At 68.1% G+C, this 17,221-nt stretch carries 15 protein-coding genes; 7 read left to right on the forward strand and 8 right to left on the reverse strand.

The genetic code is table 11. From position 1 onward, the window contains the following. Window positions 1-128: 128 nt before the first annotated feature. Window positions 129-1,313, forward strand: coding sequence for an AI-2E family transporter (locus NO978_RS16915; RefSeq protein ID WP_257300738.1), 1,185 nt, complete (start codon window positions 129-131; stop codon window positions 1,311-1,313). Here NO978_RS16915 and NO978_RS16920 read toward each other — a convergent pair. Next, entirely contained in the window at window positions 1,310-2,089 is a 780-nt protein-coding gene (locus NO978_RS16920; RefSeq protein ID WP_257300739.1) for a sulfurtransferase, read from the reverse strand. The two genes, NO978_RS16915 and NO978_RS16920, sit on opposite strands and share 4 nt — an antisense overlap. Window positions 2,090-2,365: 276 nt before the next feature. Between NO978_RS16920 and NO978_RS16925 the strand changes: the two genes are divergently transcribed. The 3 genes from NO978_RS16925 (at window position 2,366) to NO978_RS16935 (ending at window position 5,361) form a co-directional block, all read left to right on the forward strand. After that, the gene (locus NO978_RS16925) at window positions 2,366-3,229 is read left to right on the forward strand and encodes a sulfurtransferase (RefSeq protein WP_257300740.1); all 864 of its coding nucleotides are present in this window, start codon (window positions 2,366-2,368) and stop codon (window positions 3,227-3,229) included. Between the two features lie 160 nt (window positions 3,230-3,389). Further along, the gene (locus NO978_RS16930) at window positions 3,390-4,586 is read left to right on the forward strand and encodes a hypothetical protein (protein ID WP_257300741.1); all 1,197 of its coding nucleotides are present in this window, start codon (window positions 3,390-3,392) and stop codon (window positions 4,584-4,586) included. Between the two features lie 25 nt (window positions 4,587-4,611). Then, window positions 4,612-5,361, forward strand: a complete 750-nt coding sequence (locus tag NO978_RS16935) for an SOS response-associated peptidase (protein ID WP_257300742.1) — start codon at window positions 4,612-4,614, stop codon at window positions 5,359-5,361. A gap of 51 nt (window positions 5,362-5,412) precedes the next feature. On the opposite strand, the gene NO978_RS16940 is transcribed toward NO978_RS16935, so the two are convergent. Continuing rightward, window positions 5,413-7,152, reverse strand: coding sequence for an alkaline phosphatase (locus NO978_RS16940; RefSeq protein WP_257300743.1), 1,740 nt, complete (start codon window positions 7,150-7,152; stop codon window positions 5,413-5,415). Window positions 7,153-7,524: 372 nt separating this feature from the next. Here NO978_RS16940 and thsB point away from each other — a divergent pair, with 372 nt between their 5' ends. Further along, window positions 7,525-9,165 carry a thermosome subunit beta gene (gene thsB, locus NO978_RS16945; RefSeq protein WP_369684159.1) on the forward strand — a complete coding sequence of 547 codons (1,641 nt, stop codon included), beginning with the start codon at window positions 7,525-7,527 and terminating at the stop codon, window positions 9,163-9,165. Window positions 9,166-9,296: 131 nt separating this feature from the next. Here thsB and NO978_RS16950 read toward each other — a convergent pair whose 3' ends face one another. The 3 genes from NO978_RS16950 to lrp all read right to left on the reverse strand — a co-directional run bounded on the left by NO978_RS16950 (window position 9,297) and on the right by lrp (window position 12,507). Then, entirely contained in the window at window positions 9,297-10,649 is a 1,353-nt protein-coding gene (locus tag NO978_RS16950; protein ID WP_257300744.1) for an LLM class flavin-dependent oxidoreductase, read from the reverse strand. An 84-nt stretch (window positions 10,650-10,733) separates the two neighbouring features. Continuing rightward, on the reverse strand, window positions 10,734-11,987 hold the full coding sequence (locus tag NO978_RS16955; RefSeq protein WP_257300745.1) for a carboxylate--amine ligase: 1,254 nt from the start codon (window positions 11,985-11,987) through the stop codon (window positions 10,734-10,736). A 61-nt stretch (window positions 11,988-12,048) separates the two neighbouring features. Further along, the gene (lrp, locus tag NO978_RS16960; protein ID WP_257300746.1) at window positions 12,049-12,507 is read right to left on the reverse strand and encodes an HTH-type transcriptional regulator Lrp; all 459 of its coding nucleotides are present in this window, start codon (window positions 12,505-12,507) and stop codon (window positions 12,049-12,051) included. 126 nt (window positions 12,508-12,633) lie between these two features. On the opposite strand from lrp, the gene glnA reads away from it, so the two are divergent. Continuing rightward, window positions 12,634-13,989: a type I glutamate--ammonia ligase gene (gene glnA / locus NO978_RS16965; RefSeq protein WP_257300747.1), complete on the forward strand. Its 1,356-nt coding sequence runs from the start codon at window positions 12,634-12,636 to the stop codon at window positions 13,987-13,989. 52 nt (window positions 13,990-14,041) lie between these two features. Here the strand turns inward: glnA and NO978_RS16970 are convergent, their stop codons facing one another. From NO978_RS16970 to NO978_RS16980, 3 genes are all read right to left on the reverse strand, one after another. Next, on the reverse strand, window positions 14,042-14,707 hold the full coding sequence (locus tag NO978_RS16970; protein ID WP_257300748.1) for a ribonuclease BN: 666 nt from the start codon (window positions 14,705-14,707) through the stop codon (window positions 14,042-14,044). Then, complete coding sequence (locus NO978_RS16975) at window positions 14,700-15,584, reverse strand: YihY/virulence factor BrkB family protein (RefSeq protein ID WP_257300749.1); 885 nt, start codon at window positions 15,582-15,584, stop codon at window positions 14,700-14,702. The genes NO978_RS16970 and NO978_RS16975 overlap by 8 nt, the downstream gene beginning before the upstream one ends. Window positions 15,585-15,671: 87 nt before the next feature. Beyond that, entirely contained in the window at window positions 15,672-16,781 is a 1,110-nt protein-coding gene (locus NO978_RS16980; protein WP_257300750.1) for a tRNA (guanine(26)-N(2))-dimethyltransferase, read from the reverse strand. 157 nt (window positions 16,782-16,938) lie between these two features. Between NO978_RS16980 and NO978_RS16985 the strand changes: the two genes are divergently transcribed. Next, complete coding sequence (locus NO978_RS16985; RefSeq protein ID WP_257300751.1) at window positions 16,939-17,196, forward strand: hypothetical protein; 258 nt, start codon at window positions 16,939-16,941, stop codon at window positions 17,194-17,196. Window positions 17,197-17,221 lie beyond the last annotated feature (25 nt).

Genomic DNA, 17,221 nt, shown 5'->3' on the forward strand with positions numbered 1-17,221 from the left:
ATTGCACTCGGTGGTACAAAAAGAGCGTGATGTGGCCGTACGGGCTCTCGTGCGATGGTTCCCGGTGGGCGGCACGGCGTCCCGGTGGGCGGAGTATTTTTCTACCCCCGGGATGACGTAGTGAACCGATGGAGTTGAACCGCCGTTTCGGACTCGCACTGGTGGTGGCCGTCGTCGGCGCCCTCACCTGGAGTGTCATCTCGGCCGTGTTCGGAACGGTGTTCTTCGCGTTGACGGTCGCGAGCGTCGTGCTCCCGCTCCAGAAGCGGCTCGAGGCCCGCGGCATCCCCGCGTACTGGTCGGCGGTCGTCACCACCGGTGCAACTTTCGTCGGTGGTCTTCTGGTGTTTTCACCACTGTTCGTGGTCGCGTACGTCCGCCGAGAGCAGCTGTTCGGGCTCGTCGAGACGCTCCCGGAGACGTTCTCCGTGACGGCACTGGGGACGACGTACGAGCTCTCGCTCGAGGAAGCTCAGTCGATGGCACTGGACTTCATGACGGTGCTGCTGGAGGACGCGGCGCGGGCCGCACCGGACCTCAGCCTGAAGGTGCTCGTGTTCGTGATGGTGCTCTTTGGCTTCCTCATCGGCCAGGGCCACGCGTACCGGACCGCACTCGGGGTCGTCCCCGTCGAGTACCGGGACGCGGTGCGGGCGCTCCACGAGCGGACGAAGGACACGCTACAGGCGATCTACCTGCTACAGATCGCCACCGCGGTCGGGACGTTCGCGATGGCGCTCCCCACGTTCTGGCTGCTCGGCTACGACTTCCCCGTCACGATGGCGGTCATCGCGGGCGTCCTCCAGTTCCTGCCGGTCATCGGGCCGAGCCTGCTCATCGGCGCGGCCGCGCTGTACCACGTGAGCAGCGGCGACGTGAACGCCGCCATCCTCATCGTCGTGGTCGGTGGCGTCGTCATCGCGTACCTGCCCGACGCGATCATCCGTCCGCGGCTGGCGGCGATGACAGCCGACATGCCGGGCAGTCTCTACTTCGTCGGCTTCGTCGGTGGCCTGCTCACGGTCGGCCCGGTCGGGGTCATCATGGGGCCGCTGGCGGTCGCGCTGTTCACGGAGAGCGTGGCGTTGCTCTCCGACGAGGTGCCGGAGGTTCCAATCCCCGACGAGGTGCCGGAGGTTCCAATCCCCGACGACGCGGTAGCGGAACCCGACGGGGTGTCGGACGACGGTTCCGAGGGCGGGGGGACGGATGCCGGGGGGCCGCCGCCGGATGTCGACGGTACCAACACCGACGGCGGGACGGACGTACCCGAACCGGAACAGGACGCTGACCGCGACGAGGACGACGTTTAGGCGGTCTCCAGCGGGCCGTCGATGGCCTTCCACTCGGTGAGGCTCCCCTCGAAGAAAGAGACGTTCTCGTAGCCGAGGTGGTCGAGGACGACGTAGGTGTGGCTGATGCGTCGGGCGGTGTTGCAGTAGAGGACGACCCGACGCTCGGGCGTGATGCCGCGGGATTCGAGTAGCTCCCTGAGCTCGGCTTCGGGTTTCAGGCCGCGGGTCTCCTCGTCGACGAACTCGCGCCAGTCGAGCAGCCGTGCGCCGGGGATGTGGCCCTCCTCGTACTCCCAGTCCTCGCGGGTGTCGACGAGGACCGCGTCGGTGTCGAGCGCGGCGCGGACGTCCTCCGCGTCGACGAGCGGCCAGTCCTCGTCGAACTGGCCCTCGTACTCGGTCGGCTCGACCTCGGGCGCGCCGCTCTCGGTCTCGTGGGCGAGCCGCCAGGCGGAGAAGTCGCCGTCGAGGAGATGGACGTCCGCGTGCCCGTACGCGAGCGCCGTGACGACGAACCGCGCGGCGAAGACGCCGTGGGTGTCGTCGTAGGCGACGAGCGTGTCGTCGTTCGCGACGCCGGCAGCCGAGAGGACGGCGTTCCACTCGTCGACGCCCGGCAGGGTGCCGGGTGCGTCGCTGTCCTCGTCCCGGAACGAGTCGAACGGTACCGAGACCGCGCCGGGGATGTGGCCGATGCCCTCGTACTCCCAGGCGTCACGCACGTCCACGACCCGTGCCGTGTCCAGTTCCTCGGCGAGCCACTCCGGGGAGACCACCCGTGGCGCGTCTGTCATGAGGGGCCGTACGTCGCGGGCGGGTTAAGCACCCACGATGCCGGCGGAACTCCCGTCTCGTAGAGCGCGGCAACCGTTGCCGATTGTTGGCCCGCGAACAAATATTCGAAAACGGATAGTTCGGCCGTCGACCGCAGCCGTGGGGCCGCCCGTGCGTCGCCGACTCACGACCGAAGCCGGCCCAATCACCGGTGATTCTCTCCGCTTCGGCCGATGACCGGCGGGCGATGCCGGTGTGGAACAGGAATATACCCCTGTAGCGATAACTACGGGTGTATGACTGACTACGCGAAAGACGTACTCGTCTCGGCCGACTGGGTCGAGGACAACCTCGAGGAGTTCCAGAGCGACGACCCCGCACACCGCCTCGTGGAGGTCGACGTCGACACCGAGGCCTACGACGAGGGCCACGCGCCCGGCGCCATCGGCTTCAACTGGGAGACACAGCTCCAGGACCAGACCACCCGCGACATCCTCACGAAGGCGGACTTCGAGGAGCTGCTCGGGAGCCACGGCATCACCGAGGACTCCACGGTCGTCCTCTACGGCGACAACTCGAACTGGTTCGCGGCGTACACGTACTGGCAGTTCAAGTACTACGGCCACGACGACGTGAAGCTCATGGACGGCGGCCGCGACTACTGGCTCGAGCACGACTACCCGCTCACGACGGACGTGCCCGAGTTCGACGCCGTCGACTACACCGCAAGCGGCCCGCGCGAGAGCATCCGCGCGTACCGCGAGGACGTCGAGAACGCCATCGAGCGTGGCGTTCCCCTCGTCGACGTGCGCTCGCCCGAGGAGTTCAAGGGCGAGATCCTCGCGCCCCCTGGACTGCAGGAGACCGCCCAGCGCGGCGGCCACATCCCCGGCGCCCAGAACATCTCTTGGGCGTCGGTGACGAACGACGACGGCACGTTCAAGACCGCCGACGAGATCGGCGAGCTGTACGCCGACAAGGGCATCGACGGCGACTCCACGACCGTCGCCTACTGCCGCATCGGCGAGCGCTCCTCGGTCGCCTGGTTCGCGCTCCACGAGCTGCTCGGCTACGACGACACCATCAACTACGACGGCTCCTGGACCGAGTGGGGTAACCTCGTCGGCGCACCCATCGAGACGGGCGAAGCCGACGACTGACGGGAGACGCGAGCGAAGCGAGCGTCTCCGGACGAGCAAGCGGGGAGTAGAGTAATCGGCTCCCCAACGCCACAGCGACTCCAGCGATACCCATTCTTCGACGACGAGTTCTTGACAGCGGGCAGTAACTTTATCGCCCCAACGGGTGTTGTCGGGGGACATGAAGGAGGACCTCGACTTCCGACATGCGACGACGATGGGGGTCGTCGTGACGCTGCTGCTGCTCGCGTTGCTACCGACAGCACCCGCCGTTCCACTGCTGTTCGGGCTGACGGCGGCCGTCGTGCCGATGCTGCTCGCGACGGCCGAACGGAAGCGGTACGCGGTGGCGGGAACGACGTACTGCCTGTTTCTGGGCCTCGTCCTGGCGGTGGCCGACACCGTCCTCGGGTTAGCCGAAGGCAACACGCTGGTCACCGGACTGCTCCTCTTCGGCGTGGCGAGCCTGCTCGTCGTCACGCTGAAGGTGGTCGGTCGGCGGCTGGCCCGGCGGACCGTCGGGCTGCTCGTCGGCGAGGAGTACGCCGCGCGGCTGTTCGACGCGATAGCCTCCATCGCGGCGCTTGCGGGGCTGGTGTGGACGCTGCTGACCGCCGCGGAGAAGGTGAGCCGATACGCGGGCTTCGGCGTCGGTGGGGCGGCGACGCTCGGGTTGAGCCTCGTCGGCGTCGAGTACAACGTGACGGTGCCGATGCTCGGCGGGGAGGTAGACGCCGTGCTGTTCCTGTTCGTCGGCTGCATCCTCGCCGGCTTCTACACGTTCGAGTCGCTGCATACGACCTGGCTCGCCGCGAGGGAGACGGCGAAGAAGGGCGCCGACGCCGGCGGGACGGTGAAGTCGAAGACGGCCTCGGCGGTGGCCGACCGGCGCGGAGGTAGCTCCGGCGGCAGCGGCGGGGGCTACGACGCCGACATAGAGCAGACCGAGGCCCAGACGAGCCGGCGTGGAGTCGGCTCCGGCGGTGACGGCGGGAGCCACGACGCCGACACCGCCCGGACCGAGGCACGGACGAGCCGGCGGGACCCGAACCGGGACAGTCGCGGGGAGCGACGGGGACAGAGCGACCGCAGGAACGGGCGCGATAGTGACGGCGGCGGGAACAGACGCAGCTCGGACGAACGCCGTGACCGTCGCAACTCAGAGGACCGTCGGAACCGTCGCAACTCAGACGACCGTCGCAACCGGCGTAACTCCGACGACCGTCGGGATTCCGATGACCGCCGGGACCGGCGCAGTTCCGGGAAGTCCAGGGACCGCAGTGACACCGAACGCCGCCGAGACAGGCGTGACCGGAGCCGCCGGCGGCGCGACCGCCGGGACGACGACGAGGAGGAGGACCGCGATGCACGGTCGTAAGTAGTCCCCGTGCGTACGTGCGCCCATGTGTGGACGGTACAGCCTGTTCGCCGACACCGACGAGCTGGCGGCGGCGTTCGACGTCCGGGTGCCCGAGCGGTTCGAGCCGCGGTACAACGCCGCGCCGGGACAGGACCTGCCGGTGATTCGCAGCGACGGTGACGACGAGCTCTCGTACGCGAACTGGGGGCTGGTCCCGTCGTGGGCCGACGACCCGGCGGAGGCGAACAAGCCGATCAACGCGCGGTCGGAGACGGTGCGGGAGAAACCGACGTTCCGGGCGGCCTTCGAGTCGCAATCAGTGGGTGACGGCGGCGACGACGAGGCTACCGTCGGTCGCTGTCTCGTCCCCGCCGACGGCTTCTACGAGTGGGTGGAGACCGGCGGCGGCAAGCAGCCCTACCGGGTGACGATGCAGGACGACCGCCCGTTCGCGATGGCCGGGCTGTTCGCCGTCTGGGAGGGCGTCGAGCGCCAGCCCGGGCTCGACGCGTTCGCGGGTGGGTCGGCCGAGCCGGAGACGAAACGCCACGTCTCCTTCACCGTGCTGACGACGGAACCGAACGAACTCGTGGCGGACCTGCACCACCGGATGGCGGTGCTGCTCGCGCCGGACGAGTACGAGACGTGGCTGCACGGCGACGCCGAGGATGCCGAAGCACTGCTCGACCCCTATCCTGCTGACGGGATGCGGACGTACCCGGTGTCGACGGCGGTGAACGACCCGTCGAACGACGGGCCGATGGTGGTCGAACCGGCCGACGGGAAGGGGTGAGGGACGGGTGTCTGGTCGACGGTCACGACGTGGTGTGGCCGTCGCGTTGCGCTACTCCAGGTACAGCTCTTCGAGTTCGATCTCGCCGTTCGGGGTGCGGTACTCGGCGAGCTTCTCCTTCGTCGCGTCCGTCGAGTTCTCCTCCTTGTCGACGCTGTAGACGGTGTAGTTGCACTCCTCGGTGGTGAACTCGACGACGGCGTAGCCGTGGTGGTGCCAGTCGAGGTACTGGATGTGCTCGTTCTGGTCCATCGCGATGCTGGTGAGCGCGTCGCGGTCCCAGTCGTCGGGGAAGTCGATGACGTCGGCGGCGTTGACGCTCGTGACCGACGGCGTCATGAGCTCGACACCGACGCGGTCGTAGTCCCACTGCCAGTCGATCTCACCGTAGCCCTCCATCATGTAGCCGGCCATCGCGCAGTGGAGGTCGCCGGTGAGCGTGACGAAGTTCTGCGGGTCGGTCTCCTTGACGTGCTGCAGCAGCTCCCAGCGCTCGTACTGGAAGCCGTCCCAGGAGTCGTGGACGAACTCGACCTGATTGAAGCCGTCGCCCTTGGTCAGCGGCATGTTGAGCACCTCGTTCGCCCAGGTGGTCCAGGTGGCGTCGGAGCCGGCGACCCACGACTCGAACCAGGCCTGCTGTTCGTCGCCGAGGACGGTCCGGTCCTCGGCCTCCTCGTCGGTGCAGGTGACGGTCGCGTCCTCGCACGGTGGGCCGTCGCGGTAGAGGCGTTCGTCGGTGAACGCGAGGTCGACGAGGTCGCCGAAGCGGAACTGTCGCCAGAGCTGGAACTGCTCGTGCAGCTGCTCGGCGGCGGGGTCGTACTCGACGCGCATCGGCATGTGCTCGACCCAGGCCTGGATGCCGTTTGCCGTGATTTCGAGCGCGGTCTCCGGGTCGTCGCCGCCCTCCTTGTCGGGGAGGACCGGCGATTCTGTCGCGTAGTCCCAGTAGCGGTTGTTGCCGATCTCGTGGTCGTCCCAGCCGGCGATGATGGTGTGCTGTTCGAGGCCCTCCTGAAGGAGCGGGTCGGCCTTGTACGTGTTGTAGAGGTGCCGGAAGTCGCCGACGGACTCGGCGAGGGACTCGCCGCTGGGGAGTTCGAGGTCGCGTCCGGGCTTGACGCCTTCCGTCGGGGAGACGTACGCGCCGTCGGCGGACTCGTAGATGAAGTCGCCGAGGTGGACGAGGAAGTCGACGTCCTCGTTCGCGAGGTGGTGGTACGCGCCGTAGTAGCCGTTCTGGTAGTCCTGACAGGTGATGACGGCGAACGACACCGACTCGACGCTCTCGTCGGGCGTGGGGAGCGTCCGGAGTCGCCCGGTGCGTGTGGCGGTGTCGCCGTAGACGAACCGGTAGTGGTAGAACCGGTCGCTGTCGAGTTCGCCGTCGAGGTCGACGGTGACGGTGTAGTCGTGTTCGGGGCCGATCTCCCCCGCCGGGACGCTGCCCTCGAATACGATGTCGTCGAGAGCCTCGTCTGTCGCGACCTGCACACCGAGCGCCTGGCCGTCCTGGTACGCTGGGGGAGCGACTCGTGTCCAGACGAGCGCACCCGCAGCCGTGGGGCCGCCGCTCATCACGGACTGGGGGAACGTGTCGTCGGGGTCCGCTACGGGGTCGACCGAGAACAGGGAGTCGGCGCCGCCGTCGTCCGGTGCGACCGGCTCGGCGATAGCCCGCTCGCCGAGCATGCTCGCGAGACCGCCAGCTACAGCGGTAGTGCCGACGCTCCGCAGGAAGCCGCGTCGGTTGGTCTGTACGTGCCGAGGAGTGCCATCGTCGGACATCGAGTAGGGGCTCTCCGGCACCCGTCATCAAAGTATCGGAAATAATATATTTTTGGTTTCCAATAGCAATATCGAATAAGGGCCGTATATTTACTGTACTATAGTTAGGAATTTACCAATAGTATAAAAACAATATCAGTACAACCGCGCTCGGCAGCGACGGCCCGAGCAGCGATATATAAATACGGGGGATTGCGGTCGCCCGCACACGTCTGTGTCGTGTTACTGATTGTCAATGTGGCCGCAAGAATGGGTCGCAGTACTGCGGTTCTGTCGACCAGACTCGAACACCACCGGGCCGAGGGCGAGAGACGGAACACCAACTTTTATATAGAATCACATTCATAGATTCGAGTGACCATGAGCCAGCGAATGCAGCAGGGACAGCCGATGATCGTGATGTCCGAGGAATCCCAGCGCGTCAAGGACCGTGACGCGCAGGAGTACAACATCCAGGCCGCTCGCGCGGTCGCCGAGGCCGTACGCTCCACACTCGGCCCGAAAGGCATGGACAAGATGCTCGTCGACTCGATGGGTGACGTGACCATCACGAACGACGGCGTCACCATCCTGAAGGAGATGGACATCGACAACCCGACGGCCGAGATGATCATCGAGGTCGCCGAGACGCAGGAGGACGAGGCCGGCGACGGCACCACGACGGCCGTCGCGGTCGCGGGTGAGCTCCTGAAGAATGCCGAGGACCTCCTCGAGCAGGACATCCACCCGACCGCCATCATCAAGGGCTTCCACCTCGCCAGCCAGCAGGCCCGCGAGGAAATCGACGACATCTCCGAGCACGTCGACGCCGACGACGAGGACCTCCTCCGGAAGGTCGCCGAGACCTCGATGACCGGCAAGGGTGCCGAGCTCGACAAGGAGCTCCTCGCCCAGATCATCGTCGAGGCCATCAGCTCGGTCACCGTCGAAGGCCAGGTCGACATGCAGTACCTCAACATCGAGACCCAGACGGGTCAGTCCGCCTCCAACTCCGAGCTCCTGAAGGGCGCGGTCATCGACAAGGACCCCGTCCACGACAACATGCCGAAGTCCGCCGAGGAGGCGAACATTCTGCTGCTCAACGAGGCCGTCGAGATCGAGGAGACCGACGTCGACACCGAGGTCAACGTCACGGACCCGAGCCAGCTTCAGCAGTTCCTCGACCAGGAGGAGAAGCAGCTCAAGCAGAAGGTCCAGCAGATCGTCGACTCCGGCGCCGACGTCGTCTTCTGCCAGAAGGGCATCGACGACCTCGCCCAGCACTACCTCGCGAAGGAGGGCATCCTCGCCGTCCGTCGCGTCAAGAAGGCCGACGTGCGCTTCCTGCGCGAGATCCTCGGCGCGAACATCGTCTCCGACCTGGACGACTTCGGTACCGAGGACCTCGGCTTCGGTAACGTCGAGCGCGACGACGAGGACGAGCTGTTCTACGTCAAGGGCGCGGAGAACGCCCACGGCGTGACGCTCCTCCTGCGCGGCTCCACCGACCACGTCGTCGACGAGCTGGAGCGCGGTGTCAGCGACGCGCTCGACGTCGTCGCACAGACCGTCTCCGACGGCCGCGTCGTCGCTGGCGGCGGTGCCATCGAGGTCGAGGTCGCGGACCGTCTCCGCAGCTTCGCCGACAGCGTCGAGGGCCGCGAGCAGCTGGCCGTCGAGGCGTTCGCCGACTCGCTGGAGCTCGTCCCCCGCGTCCTCGCCGAGAACGCCGGGCTGGACTCCATCGACACGCTCGTCGACCTGCGCGCTGCCCACGAGGGCGGCGACAAGCGCGCCGGGCTGAACGTCTTTACCGGCGACGTCAAGGACACCTTCGAGGCCGGCATCGTCGAGCCCGCTCACTCCAAGGAGCAGGCGCTGAGCTCGGCCACCGAGGCCGCGAACCTCGTCCTCAAGATCGACGACATCATCTCCGCTGGAGACCTGAGCACCGACAAGGGCGACGACGAGGGCGGCGCACCCGGCGGCATGGGCGGCATGGGTGGCATGGGCGGTATGGGCGGTGCGATGTAAGTTCGGTCGCACCTGTCACCCGCTTCCGCACGCCGCATCGACGCGAACCCGACCCGATTCTTTCGATCGCTCGCCCGGCAGTGGCGACGCTGTCGGTCGCTGCAGTCCGTTCGCCGCCGTGCCCCGCCGGCTCAGTCGCCGCGTCGGCCAGGGTGGGACTCGTGGAGTCGAGGCCGGCCGAGCATGGTCTCGCGGAGCGTGTCGCCCTCGTAGCGTTCACGAAGCAGTCCCCGCTCGCGGAGTTCGGGGACGACCATGTCGACGAAGTCGGAGAGGGTGTCGGGCCGGGCGGCCTCCTTGACGTTGAAGCCGTCGACGCCGACCTCCTCGTACCAGTACGCGAGCTCGTCGGCGACCTGCTCGGGGGTGCCGACGACGACGGGGGAGGTCGTGCCGAGCCCGGCGAACTCGGCCATCTCCCGCACCGTCCACTCGCTCTCGCCGCCGGCGAACGCGTTGACGGTGCCCTGGATGGCCTCGGTCTCGATGCGCTCGATGCGCTGGTCGGGGTCGAGTTCCGAGAGGTCCATATCGACGAAGCCAGACAGCAGCGCGAGCACGCCCTCGACATCGACGTGGTCGCGGTAGCTCTCCGCCTTCGCCTCGGCCAGTTCCTCGGTCGCGCCGACGATGGGGACGATGCCCGGGAAGAAGAGCAGCTCGTCGGGGTCGCGACCGTGCTCGGCCGCGCGCTCGCGGAGGTCGGCCATGTAGTCGGTCACCTGTCCGGGGGTCGGCTGGCTGACGAAGACGGCCTCGGCGTTCCGGGCGGCGAACTCGCGGCCGCGGTCGCTGGAGCCGGCCTGGTAGATGACCGGCGTGCGCTGGGGCGAGGGCTCGCAGCCGTGGGGGCCGGGGACGGCGAAGTGCTCGCCGTCGTGGTCGATGGCGTGGACCTTCCCGGGGTCGCTGAAGCGACCGCCCTCGCGGTCCCGGACGACTGCGTCATCCTCCCAGGAGTCTTCCCAGAGGGCGTAACAGACGTCCATGAACTCCGCGGCGCGGTCGTAGCGCTCGTCGTGGTCCATGCGGGCGTCGAGCCCGAGGTTCGCGGCCGCGGACTCGAGGTAGGAGGTGACGACGTTGAACGCGACGCGACCGTCGGTGACGTGGTCGAGCGTCGAGAACTCGCGGGCGAGCTGGTAGGGGTGGGTGTACGAGGTGGACTTCGTGATGGCGAAGCCGAGGCGGTCGGTCACCTCGGCCATCGCGGGCACGAGGTACGCGGGGTCGTTCGAGGGGGTCTGTACCGCGCGCTCGATGGTGGGGTCGCGGTCGTCCTCGTAGACGTCGTAGATGCCGCGCACGTCGGCGAAGAACACGCCATCGAAGCCGCCGCGTTCGGCGGTGCGTGCGACCTCTGTCCAGTACTCACGGTCGCTGTAGCGTGTGGACTGGTCACCGGGGTGACGCCACGACCCCACGGTGACGTGCTCCACCGAGTTCATCGTGAACAGGTTGAGGTGCATCCCGTCGTCGGTCATGGACGACCACAGGGTCGCTACGGGGTAATGGGGGTCGGTACCGGCGACATCGGCGGGTTCTCCCGCCGCCGCTGGCACCGGACCTCAGCAGGCGCAGTAGTACTCCCGGGTGCCGAGCTCCGTCCGGAGCAGCTGGTAAGTCGGCTCCGGGTCCTCCGGGCGGTAAACCCCGGTGACGATGCCGTCGTCGCCGTCGACGCGACCGGACGCGAGGGCGGTCCACTCCTCGCGCGAAAGCACGTCGCGGCCGCCGTCGGCGAGCCCGTGGAGGTAGTCCGCGAGGTACACCCAGCGCGGCTCGCGGCGGGGGCCGGGCTCGTAGCTGGCGTCGGTGGCGTCGGCGTACGCGGCCATCGGGAGGTTCGCACCGGCGGCGACGGGGAGGCCGATCCACTTCCACGGACGGGTGTTCACGTCGAGCAGGACGTAGGTCTCGCGCTCGCGGTCGTAGACGAACTCGGCCTCACTGATGCCGTGGTAGCCGGCGGCGTCGAGGACGGCGAGGGCCCGTTCCCTGAGGTCGGGGTCGTCGACGACGTCGACGACGCAGGAGGTGCCGTAGCCCCGCGGGTGCCGGACCCTGGCGTTGCCGACCACGCCCAGCGGCGCACCCGACTCGGGGACGTACGACGCGAGCGAGCGGTCCTCGCCCTCGGCCACGTCGACGCGCTCCTGGGCCATCACGCGGATGCCCGCGTCGCCCGCCCCCTCGACGACGTCGCGGTACTCGTCGCGGCCGGTAACCTCGACGACGTTCGTGCCCAGGGCCTCCTCGAACTCGCGTTTCCGGGCCGGTTTGAGCACGAGCGGGAACCCGAGCTCGGCGGCCGCCGCGTCGGCGCTACGGACCGGCGGCCCGTCGCCGTCGACCCCCGTCTCCTCGAGTCGGTACGTCTCCGGGTACGGGACGTCGAGCTCGTCACAGAGCGCGTACAGCGACGTCTTGTCGAGGACGGCGTCGATGGTCCCGGGGGCAAAGGGCAGGCAAACGCCGTCAGGGGTGGTGTCGGCCAGCCCGTGGACCCACTCGTCCATGCAGCCGAAGGCGACGGGCTCGTGTTCGAGGGCGTCGGCGACGGCCTCGACGTCCGCCCGGAAGCCGTCGGCGTCGTCCAGGGGGTAGGTGACGGCACCGGCGGCGGCGACGGCGGTCGACCCCGGTGCGACGCCGTCGGGGGTGCGGTCGAGTGCGACGACGGGGACGTCGTGGGCCGCCAGCGCGCGGGCGACGCCGAGTCCCGTGACGTGTGCGTTGCAGACGATGGCCGGCGGTCGGTCGAACGTGCGGTCGGCGAGGTGGTCGACCAGGCCGTCGGCCGTCCGGAAGCGCGTGCTCATCGGTGGCCACTACCCACATCCGAGACAAAAGGAGTGCGTTATCGGCAGTCCCCGCTGGCGGTCAGTCGTCCACTTCGAGCGAGAACTGTTCGTTCTCGCAGACGGAGTTCAGCACGACGCTGGTGTTCGACTCGTTGATCTCGGGGTCGGTGAGCAGGCGCTTGATCTGCTCGTTCATCCCGTCCGTGTCGGTGAACTTCCCGATGGCGATGACGTCGTAGTCGCCGGTGACCTCGTAGACGGAGACCATCTGCTTCTCCGCCCGGAGTCTGTCGGTGATGTCGGGGAGGGCACTCCCCTCGACTTTGAGCTGGAGGATGGCGGTCACGTCGTACCCGAGCAGGTCGTAGTCCACCTTCGGCGTGTAGCCACGGATGACCCCGTCGTCCTCCAGCGCGGAGACGTGGTTCGAGACCGTCGTCACCGAGACGTCGAGCTGCTCGGCGAGGCTCCGAAGGCTCGCGTCGCCGTTGTCCAGAAGTGCATTCACCAACTTCGCGTCGAGATTTTCGTACGTCATTGTATCCACCGTACGCTCCCAGCCATTAGAAGTTTACGAACATTCAATTCAGGACGCCTCTCCCGAGATTTGCGTATAACAGTAGGGTTTTAGTACTGGCAATGGTTGGATTAGTCGACCAGAAAGATGACAAGCGGAAACTTCAGTGCGGAGGAGGAAGCTGTGCTCGAACAGATCGAGGAAGAGAACGTGGACTTCCTGCGGCTCCAGTTCACGGACATCCTCGGGACCGTCAAGAACGTCTCCGTCCCGGCGAGCCAGGCCGAGAAGGCGTTCGAGGAGGGGATATACTTCGACGGGTCGTCCATCGACGGCTTCGTGCGCATCCAGGAATCGGACATGCGGCTCGACCCCGACCCGACGACGTTCGCGGTCCTGCCGTGGCGGAACACGGACGAGAGCGCGGCTGCCCGGCTCATCTGTGACGTCATCAACACGTCCACCGGCGAGCCGTTCTCCGGCGACCCGCGTGGCGTCCTCAAGCGCGCCATCGAGCGCGCCGAGGAGCTTGGATACACCGTCAACGCCGCCCCCGAGCCGGAGTTCTTCCTGTTCGAGGAGGACGAAGACGGCTACGCCACCACGAAGACCAGCGACGCCGGTGGCTACTTCGACCTCGCACCGAAGGACCTCGCGAGCGACGTCCGCAAGGACATCATCTTCGGGCTGGAGTCGATGGGTTTCGACATCGAGGCCTCGCACCACGAGGTCGCACAGGGCCAGCACGAGATCAACTTCGAGTACGACGACGCCCTCTCGACCGCCGACAACGTCGCGACGTTCCGCTCCGTCGTCCGCGCCATCGCGGCCGAACACGACCAGCACGCGACGTTCATGCCCAAGCCAATCCCGCGTATCAACGGCTCCGGCATGCACACGCACCTCTCGCTGTTCACCGAGGACGGCGAGAACGCGTTCCACGACGGCGACGACGAGTTCGACCTGAGCGAGACCGCCAAGCAGTTCACGGCGGGCATCCTCGAGCACGCGCCGGCCATCACCGCGGTGACGAACCCGACGGTGAACTCCTACAAGCGCCTGGTGCCGGGCTACGAGGCACCGGTGTACGTCGCGTGGTCCGACCGGAACCGCTCCGCGCTCATCCGCAAGCCCGCCGCCCGCGTCCCGGCGGCGAGCCGCATCGAGGCGCGCTTCCCGGACCCGTCGTGTAACCCGTACCTCGCCTTCGCCGCGCTCATCCACGCGGGCCTGGAAGGCATCGAGCAGGGCCTCGACTGCCCGGACCCCATCCGAGAGAACATCTACGAGTTCGACGAGGCAAAGCGCGAGGAGTACGGCATCGAGACGCTCCCGACCAACCTCGGGGAGGCCGTCGACGCACTCGAGGCGGACGAAGTCGTCGCCAGCGCACTCGGCGAGCACGTCTACGAGAAGTTCACCGAGGCCAAGCGCGCCGAGTTCAAGGACTACCTCGTCGACGTCTCCGAGTGGGAGATCGACCGGTACCTCGAGAAGTACTGAGCCGACACGAATCCGTTTCTTTTGCCGCGTCGTCACGCGCCGCGAGCGCCGCCTAGCTCGACCGCCACTCCTGGACACGGTCCCGGAGCCGTCCCGGGATACCGAGCACGGAGAACGTCAGCCCGAAGATGACGAACAGCACGTACAGCCCGAGCGTCGACAGCCAGATGATGATCATCGCGAGCACCACCCAGCCGTCGCCCTGCAGCCGTGGGGTGTACAGCAGCCCCAGCGTCATCACCGTGCCGTAGAGCAGCACGACGTACGGGCCCCAGCCGCGGGCGTGGCCGCGCCGGAGCTTCCGTCGCACGTAACGCTTGAGGTCGCCCCGCATCTCGTCACGGTCGACCGTGCGGGACTGGACGTCGTCCTCGAACTCGGCGAGCTCCTCGCGGAGGTCGGCGACGGAGTCCTTGCTCGCGCGGCTGCCCTCGACCTCGTCTTCGAGCTCGGCCAGCCGCTCGTACAGCCGGTCGATCTGGTCGGTCCGGTCGTCGTCGCCGGAGCCACCGCTGTCGGTTCCGCCGTCGCCGTCTGGACCCCCATCGCCGGGCTCGTCGCCACCTGCGCCGCCAGCATCGCCGGAGGTGTCGGCGTCGTCCGCGCCATCGCCCGCGGGCTGCTCCGTGTCCGCGGCCTCCTCGCTCGCTGGTGCGCCGTCGTCCTCGGTTGCGTCGGTGCCCTGCTCGGTGGGGTCGTCCGTCTCGTCCTCAGGCATCGTCGCTGTTCCTTGTCGCTTCGTCCTGTCGCAGGCCCGCGGTTTGAAGGTGCCGGTCGACACTCGCCTCTAGCTCCTCCGTCGCGAGCGTTCGCCCGGCCAGCACGGCGTTCAGCGATGCACCGACGAGCAGGACGAGCGCGCCGAGGTAGAGCCACGTCACGAGCAGCAGGACGCCCCCGACGACGCCGTACACCGCGTACGCCGTCGCGTACTCGGTCGTGTAGAGCGTGAACGCCAGGCTCAGAACGGCCCAGCTCACCGCGGCGAAAACCGACCCGGGGAGCGCCTCGCTGACGGTCACGTCGGCGTGCGGGAAGAGGTAGTAGAGTGGGAAGAACACCAGCCCGAGCGCGACCACCGTGACCGCCGCTCCGACGAGGCTGCCGTACGGCAGGTCGAGCAGACTCACCGCGACGGTGACCGCGACCGCGACCGCGCCGGCGAGGGCGACCGCCGCGAGCCCGACCGCGGCCTCGACGAGCTGCTCGCCGAGCGGCTCCTCGAGACCGCGGCCGTACACCGCCGAGAACGACCGGTCGATGGCCCGGAACACCTTCAGCGCGCTCCAGACCAGCACCACGAGGCCGACGATGGTCGCACCGCCCCGGCCCTCCCGCTCGACGAGCGCGGTTCGCAGCACCTCCTGGCTCGCCGGCGTGAGCGTCTCCCCGGCCACCGCGACCACGTCGTTCGCCAGTGCCTCGCCGCCGACCGCCGTCGCCACCGCCACGGCGAGCAGTGCGAGCGGGAACAGCGAGACGAACGCGTAGTAGGCGATGGCCGCCGCGAGGAACGTTAGCTGCTCGTCACGTGCGATTTCGACGACCGCCACGACGAGCGACCGCGCACGGGTGACCGCTGGCGGAAGTGACACGGGTACGGGTACGAGCACTCCCGCAAAAAGACCGTCGCCGAGCGTGGTTAGGTCGCTGGCTACGGCGCCGAGCGTTCACCGACCGTTTCACAGCTCCTCGGTCGCTGCTTCCATCTCGGGGATACTGGCGTCGCTCTTGAACGTAGTGCCGCCGTAGTGTGCCCGCGAGGCCGCGAACCCGGCATCCCGCAGCGCGCCGAGGAAGTCGTCCATGCCGCTGGCACCGCGGCCCCAGAGCTTGCAGAGGCGGTGCTGGTCGTAGTGGCTCGGTTCGTCGAGCTCGGCTTCGAGCGTGTCACAGAGGTCCCGTCCGCGGTCGGCGGTGCCCATGTCGTCGGTGACCTGCTCGCGCACGTCGGCGACGAAGTCGGGGTCACGGTAGGGGCCGAGCCAGAGCGGCCCGGCGGTGAGCACCCGGTTGCCCTCGCAGCGCGGGCACGTCTCGGGCGGGTGCGGGAGCATACCGTGCTCGGCCTCGCGCCGGAGGCAGTCCTCGCAGTGGTGGAGGAAGCCCAGCTGGTCCACGCTCGCGTTGGCGTCGGTGGCCCGCCCCGAGAGGTCGAGGTAGGTGCGGACGTAGTGGCTCGTCGCGTGGGTGAGCAGCGGCGTGATGCCGGTGTCCCAGCGCGCGCCGGCCCGGGCGAGCGCGCCGAGCAGGACCCGCACGCCCATCTCGGCGTGATAGTCGGTATTGCGCGGGACGGCGGCGTAGGAACGCACGCCGGAGTCGAAGTGCGCGCCACAGAGCGGGGCGGTGTCGGTGGCGGTGACACAGAGCAGGTCCCGCGTGTTGGCGAACGCGGCGTCGGCGAAGGGCATCGGCGTGCCGAACGGGTCCAGGTCCACCACGTCGAAGTAGTCCTCGTGCATGAGCGCGTTGACGTTCCGGTGGACCACCTCGCCGGGGAGGTCGTTCCGGGCGAGGTTCTCCCGGGCGAGTTCCACGGCCTCCTCGTCGACGTCACAGCAGGTCACGTCCCAGCCTTCGGCGGCGGCCCGCGCGCCCCGGACCCCGGAAGCCGTCATCGCGTCGAGGTAGGTGTCGGCGCGCTCCTCGTTCTCGCGGTACGCCCGGAGGACCGCGACGGTCAGGTCGCGGTTGAACTCCTGGACCGGGTTGAAGAAGACCGACTCGTGGGTGCCCTCGCCGTCCTGCTCGGGCACCGAGACCGTGACGTTGCCCTCCGTGACGTCCATGTGGGGTCGTGGGCGGCGGTGGGCGAAAAGGGATGCGATGTGGCGGTCACTGCTGCCGGCGGACCGACCGCCGGAGGAACACCGGCGTCGCCGGCCTCGTGGGGGTCCTCACTCGGGGCGTCATCCGCGCCCGCGCACCGCCGTTTACCACGTCTACGTGCTCACCGACGCCGACGGCGACCAGTTCCCGACCATCACCGTGAACAGCACGCGCACGCTCGCCGGCCGCGACCGCCAGACGGTCGTCGACAACACCATCGAGGCGGCCGGCGCCGTCACCAGGGACCGCGACGCGCCGGTCACGGCGAGCGAGAAGGCCGCCGAGTACGCGTTCGAGTACGGCATGGTCGACCAGCACGAACTCGAAGAGAAGCTGCGTGAGCGTACTGAACTGTTGACTGGCCGAAATAGTTAATACATTTACATTCGGGTGTTGGTGT

Source organism: Haloarchaeobius sp. FL176, assembly GCF_024609245.1.
Classification (GTDB): domain Archaea; phylum Halobacteriota; class Halobacteria; order Halobacteriales; family Natrialbaceae; genus Haloarchaeobius.

Excerpts from the sequence above, each read along its gene's own strand:
- NO978_RS16930 (WP_257300741.1), top strand. The coding sequence starts at position 3,390 with ATGAAGGAGGACCTCGACTTCCGACATGCGACGACGATGGGGGTCGTC.
- NO978_RS16925 (WP_257300740.1), top strand. The coding sequence starts at position 2,366 with ATGACTGACTACGCGAAAGACGTACTCGTCTCGGCCGACTGGGTCGAG.
- NO978_RS16915 (WP_257300738.1), top strand. The coding sequence starts at position 129 with ATGGAGTTGAACCGCCGTTTCGGACTCGCACTGGTGGTGGCCGTCGTC.
- NO978_RS16970 (WP_257300748.1), bottom strand. The coding sequence starts at position 14,707 with ATGCCTGAGGACGAGACGGACGACCCCACCGAGCAGGGCACCGACGCA.
- NO978_RS16940 (WP_257300743.1), bottom strand. The coding sequence starts at position 7,152 with ATGTCCGACGATGGCACTCCTCGGCACGTACAGACCAACCGACGCGGC.
- glnA (WP_257300747.1), top strand. The coding sequence starts at position 12,634 with ATGACAAGCGGAAACTTCAGTGCGGAGGAGGAAGCTGTGCTCGAACAG.
- NO978_RS16980 (WP_257300750.1), bottom strand. The coding sequence starts at position 16,781 with ATGGACGTCACGGAGGGCAACGTCACGGTCTCGGTGCCCGAGCAGGAC.
- thsB (WP_369684159.1), top strand. The coding sequence starts at position 7,525 with ATGCAGCAGGGACAGCCGATGATCGTGATGTCCGAGGAATCCCAGCGC.
- lrp (WP_257300746.1), bottom strand. The coding sequence starts at position 12,507 with ATGACGTACGAAAATCTCGACGCGAAGTTGGTGAATGCACTTCTGGAC.
- NO978_RS16950 (WP_257300744.1), bottom strand. The coding sequence starts at position 10,649 with ATGACCGACGACGGGATGCACCTCAACCTGTTCACGATGAACTCGGTG.
- NO978_RS16955 (WP_257300745.1), bottom strand. The coding sequence starts at position 11,987 with ATGAGCACGCGCTTCCGGACGGCCGACGGCCTGGTCGACCACCTCGCC.
- NO978_RS16920 (WP_257300739.1), bottom strand. The coding sequence starts at position 2,089 with ATGACAGACGCGCCACGGGTGGTCTCCCCGGAGTGGCTCGCCGAGGAA.
- NO978_RS16935 (WP_257300742.1), top strand. The coding sequence starts at position 4,612 with ATGTGTGGACGGTACAGCCTGTTCGCCGACACCGACGAGCTGGCGGCG.